This is a genomic window from Mangrovihabitans endophyticus (assembly GCF_014646155.1).
In the GTDB taxonomy this organism is placed as follows: Bacteria; Actinomycetota; Actinomycetes; order Mycobacteriales; family Micromonosporaceae; genus Actinoplanes; species Actinoplanes endophyticus.
In genome coordinates this window covers 1-4437 of sequence record NZ_BMMX01000094.1, presented here as the reverse complement: position 1 = coordinate 4437, position 4437 = coordinate 1, and the positions used below count along the sequence as shown (strand labels likewise).

3 protein-coding genes and 2 pseudogenes are annotated in these 4437 nt (G+C 67.7%); 1 reads left to right on the top strand and 4 read right to left on the bottom strand.

Translation table 11 applies throughout. The features are described from left to right. The 3 genes and pseudogenes from IEY73_RS33990 to IEY73_RS32420 all read right to left on the bottom strand — a co-directional run. Nucleotides 1–200, bottom strand: a pseudogene (locus IEY73_RS33990) (RNA polymerase sigma factor SigF); the annotation flags it as partial. 215 nt (nucleotides 201–415) lie between these two features. Continuing rightward, nucleotides 416–997 carry a copper resistance CopC family protein gene (locus IEY73_RS32425; protein WP_189083172.1) on the bottom strand — a complete coding sequence of 194 codons (582 nt, stop codon included), beginning with the start codon at nucleotides 995–997 and terminating at the stop codon, nucleotides 416–418. 104 nt (nucleotides 998–1101) lie between these two features. Then, nucleotides 1102–1599 (bottom strand): LURP-one-related/scramblase family protein, encoded by a 498-nt coding sequence (locus tag IEY73_RS32420; RefSeq protein WP_189083171.1) that lies wholly within the window; start codon nucleotides 1597–1599, stop codon nucleotides 1102–1104. Between the two features lie 318 nt (nucleotides 1600–1917). Between IEY73_RS32420 and IEY73_RS32415 the strand changes: the two are divergent. Next, nucleotides 1918–2521 (top strand): annotated as a pseudogene (locus IEY73_RS32415) (aldo/keto reductase); the annotation flags it as partial. Between the two features lie 57 nt (nucleotides 2522–2578). Here the strand turns inward: IEY73_RS32415 and IEY73_RS32410 are convergent. Beyond that, complete coding sequence (locus IEY73_RS32410; RefSeq protein WP_189083170.1) at nucleotides 2579–3952, bottom strand: beta-1,3-glucanase family protein; 1374 nt, start codon at nucleotides 3950–3952, stop codon at nucleotides 2579–2581. Between the last annotated feature and the right edge of the window lie 485 nt (nucleotides 3953–4437).

Genomic DNA, 4437 nt, shown 5'->3' with positions numbered 1-4437 from the left:
GTCGGCTCACCACGCCCCGAATACCGATGCGCCAGATGCCGCGCCAACGGCAACCACGCCTCAATGGCCCGGTCCCGCATGGCCGCCCGTGCGGGGTATCCGACTGGCATGGCAGCCATGGCGTCGAGCAGTTCCGCAGCGCTCTCCGTCGGGGTTTCGAGGTTGGCCGTGGTGGCTGCTTGCGTCGTCGTGACGGTCATGCGGTGGTCCTTCCCTGGCACCTGTCCGGAGAGCCGGTCCGCGCTGCGAACCCGGCGGGCAGATGTCGCTATGTGACTTCGTGGTGACTAGCTGTTCGTCCCCACGGTTGCCGTCCGTTCGGTTATGACGACCTTATCCGAGTGGCCTAAACATGACTAGCCGAAAGTATGAGTCACTTTCTGTAGTTGATGATTCACAGTGGAAGATTCCCTGGTCAGCGGGCCCGCTTTCGCCGTACGACCCATACCGCCATACCCCCCACAAGGAGTACGAGAACGGCCACGAGCGCGACCCACCAGCCGGCGGTGCCGGACCCGGAGTCGGCCGCGGCGACCGGTGCGACAAACGTGGCGGCGGACGCCGAGGCGCTGGGCGAGGGTGTGGCACCGGAGGAGGGCGCGGCGGGAGCGGACGTCGGCGTGGTGGCGTTCCTCAGGGTGAAGGAGTACGAGCCCTGCACCGGATGCCCGTCCTTGGAGACCACTCGGTACGCCACGGTGTAGACGCCGTCCGCCATGTCCGGGGGCAAGGCCAGGGTGCCCACATTCGAGTCCACGGCCGGCTTCTCCGAGGTGACCGGGTGCTTCGCCGCGTCGCTCACCACGATGGTGGTGAACTCGGGGTTCAGTGACTGCAGGAACGTCAGCTTCACCGTGCTCGGCACCGAGGTCACCGTCGCGTCCGGCTTCGGGCTCGCCGAGGTCAGAGAGTTGTGCGCCCAGGCGGGCGTGGCTCCCACCGCGGCGGCGGCGACCGAGGCGGCCACCGCCGCCGCGACGATGCGGGCGATTCGCATGTTGATCCTTTTCCGGGGCTCTGGTCACGACCGGTCGATCGGCGAACCCGGTCACACCAGAATGGTCGCTGCCCGGTCCGGCCGGGTTCCCGCCGACCCCCGGCTCAGTCGTCCTCGGCCTTCTTCTCCTCCCGGGCCATCGCCAGGTCCAGCGCCAGCACACTGCCGATGATCAGCAACGGCTCGACGCCCTCGGCGACCTGTACCGCGTACGTGTCGCGCAGGGTGAGCCAACGCTTGGAGACCGCGCCCACCTCCACGCCGCCGCGCTCGATGGTGTACTCGTGGTCGAGCAGGTCGCCCTGCATCTGCAAGTCGTCCGGTCCGGGCACGTCGATGGTGAACTTCTCGCGGAACGGCGTGAACAGCTTCTTGCGTACCTCGGCCGCCTTCTCGCCGCCGATGGTGATCTCGTACGTCGGACGCAGCGAGATCAGGTGCCGGTGCACGGCCGCCACCTCGGCGCCGGACGGGTCCTCGATCACCACCTTGTTGCGGATGCTGAGGACCTTCCCGTCCACGTGCAGGACCTTCGTCCCGTTCTCGTCCAGCACGTCGAAGTCGTCGCCGATGCTGAAGAACTTCTGCCGAATCACATACATGCCGACTCCTGTTCCCGCGCGGCCGTGAATCGACGCATGACGGCCCGTCGTGCGGAGGGTGACCGGGTGGCGCGCCGTCCGGCCGGGCCGCTGCGGGACCCGGCCGGACGAACTCACGGGGGACGGGGGAGCGCGCCTCTGCCACCGCGACGGTGACCAGCCCGGGGAATGGCCGTCGGTGCCCGTCGTTGGGGATGGGCGGCGAGGCGCGCTCACGCTGTACCTCTGTTCTATCGATGTATTTATTAACAAGCAAGCAATCTCAGTTCCGAAACTCGAAACATGACGATGCCTGGTTCGCCGAGCGGATCGACAGCGCCGATGGGCACCAAGGGCGACCCCAACCAGCAGGGCAACTCGCGACGCTGGATCATCCACGAGGTGGAGCAGAGCCTGCGCCGGCTCGGCACCGACTGGATCGACCTCTACCAGGTGCACCGGCCCAGCGCGGACACCGATGTGGAGGAGACCCTGTCCGCGCTCACCGACCTGCAGCGGCAAGGCAAGATCCGGGCGTTCGGCTCGTCCACCTTTCCGGCGCACGAGACGGTCGAGGCGCAGTGGACCGCGCAGCAGCGAGGGCTGCACAGGTTCGTCACCGAGCAGCCGCCGTACTCCCCGCTGGTGCGTGGGATCGAAGCGGACGTGCTGCCCACCGCGGAACGGTACGGGATGGGTGTGATCCCATGGAGTCCGCTCGCGGGCGGATGGCTGAGCGGCAAGTACCGCAAGGGCGCCGAGATCGCGCACGATGGACCACCTGGAGTCCCAGATCGGCGCCGCCAAGGTCCGCCTCACACCGGACATCCTGGATCGGATCGACGAGATCGTTCCGCCCGGAGTCACCCTGGCCGACGCGGACCGTGGCTACCAGCCTCCCGCGCTGAGCGATCCCTTCCTGCGGCGGCGCCGGACTGCCTGAGCGCTGGTCGTCACATCCCGGGAGCCCGGCCGGTGCGTACCGGCCGGGCTCCGGCGCTCACCAGCCCACCGCGACCAGCAGATACTGCGGGTTCGCGTGCGAGATGAACGAGCTCCGGCCGGCCACATCGTCGTACGGGAAGCCGTACGCGAGATTGCTGAGCGCGTGATCGTGCCAGAACTTCGCGTAGTAGTTCGCCGGGGCGGCGCGGTAGAAGTTCGACACCGTCTCCCATTGCGACTGCGGCAGGTCGATGGTGTGCCGGTTCAACGCGGCGCACTGCTGCGGCTGCCCGGCCAGCACCCCGGCACAGCCGAAGACCTCCTGCGTGCTGGCGTTGATGCCGTTGGCGGCGGCATAGCTGGACATGTAGTTCTGGTACTGCCCGCCGGCGCGGAACGCCGCGTCGCTGCCGGGCGCCATGATCCGGTACGGCGCGGTCGCCGTGGCCAGGTGCTTGAACTCCGCCGGAACCTCGCTGGCGAACTTGTTGAAGGTGGCCGTGCGGCTCTCGGTGAACGTCTGGTAGTCCTCACCGACCTGCTGATCCGAGCCGTCGTGGGAGTGCAGGCGCATGGCAATCTTCAGCCCGAACGCGTCGACCCGCGTGGTGTTGCCGTTGAAGACGCCGCTGCCCACGGTGAACTCGATGAAGTCGTAATACTGACTGGTCGGTGAACCGAGATAGAAGTACATCCGGCCGGCGGAGTTCGCCGGCATGTCCAGGTACGGCTGCTCCGCGATGGAGTGCACCTGGTTGTTGAACTTCCAGTAGACCTGGCTGTCCGGGTACTGGCCGTTGGTGCGGTTGAGAACCTTCACCTCGACCACGTTCTGCGCGGCGGGGATGCCACTGGTGTCACCCCAGAACGAGTCCGGCATGCTGGAGCCGCCGGGCGGGGTGGTCGGTCCGCCGCCCCCACCGCTCAGCGAACCGAACACCTGGAATTCCCACAACGAGTAGCCGTACGGGGTGGCGCGCACGGTGCCGTACATCCGCACGTACCGTCCGGTGCCGGAGAGGGTGACCGTCTGGTTCCCGCCGGTGCCGCTGGTGGTGCTGTAGACCGTGGTCCAGGTGTTGCCGTCGGTCGAGGTCTGAATTTGGAAGGAACGCGCGTACGCGGCCTCCCAGTTCAGCTTGACCGAACCGATGGTGGCCGTGGCGCCCAGGTCGACGCGGAGCCATTGCGGGTCGCTGAACGCGCTGGACCAGCGAGTGCCGGTGTTGCCGTCGACCGCTGCGCCGGCCGGAAAACTGGTGTTCTCGGTGCTCGACGCGGTGGCCGGTTTGCCTTGCGAGATCAGGGTGTCGGCGGCGTGTGCCGCACCGGTGGTCACGGCCGTGTAGGCGGCGGTGAGCAGGACGAGTACGGCGCCGAGCGCTGCGCTGAGCAGCAAGGGGCGACGCCTGGGGATGGCGTATCGCATGTCTCTCCCATGAGCGGCGATGGTGCGCCTCAATCCGCCCGCCGATGGTGCCGACGCGGGGAACGGCGGCTGAGAGCGCTCTCGCATCGAGTCTCATCGACGTCTATGGGTAGGGCAAGCGATCCAAGTTCCGGAACCACGACCAGCCGTCGCCCTATCGCGCGAGCCTCGCTCGTAACCCCAGCGCCCCAACCTCGTCGATCGTGGACCTCGCGGTCGGCGCCCCCGGCCTGCTCGTCGATCATGGACTTTGCGGTCAGACATGTCGGACTTAGTGAGGCGAACGAGGCACCCAAAGTCCATGATCGATATGGGAGGGGGCGCCGACCCCGTCGATCATGGAGTTAGTGGTCGGACATGTCGCATCTATCGCTACCATTCGGCACCGAAAACTCCATGATCGGCGAGGGGCGGCGAGGGGCGGCGAGGGGCGGCGAGGGGCGGCGAGGGGGCGGCGAGGGCGGCGCGGGGGCGGCGAGGGCGGC

Coding starts and splice junctions, on each gene's coding strand:
- IEY73_RS32425 (WP_189083172.1), bottom strand. CDS start 997: ATGCGAATCGCCCGCATCGTCGCGGCGGCGGTGGCCGCCTCGGTCGCC.
- IEY73_RS32410 (WP_189083170.1), bottom strand. CDS start 3,952: ATGCGATACGCCATCCCCAGGCGTCGCCCCTTGCTGCTCAGCGCAGCG.
- IEY73_RS32420 (WP_189083171.1), bottom strand. CDS start 1,599: ATGTATGTGATTCGGCAGAAGTTCTTCAGCATCGGCGACGACTTCGAC.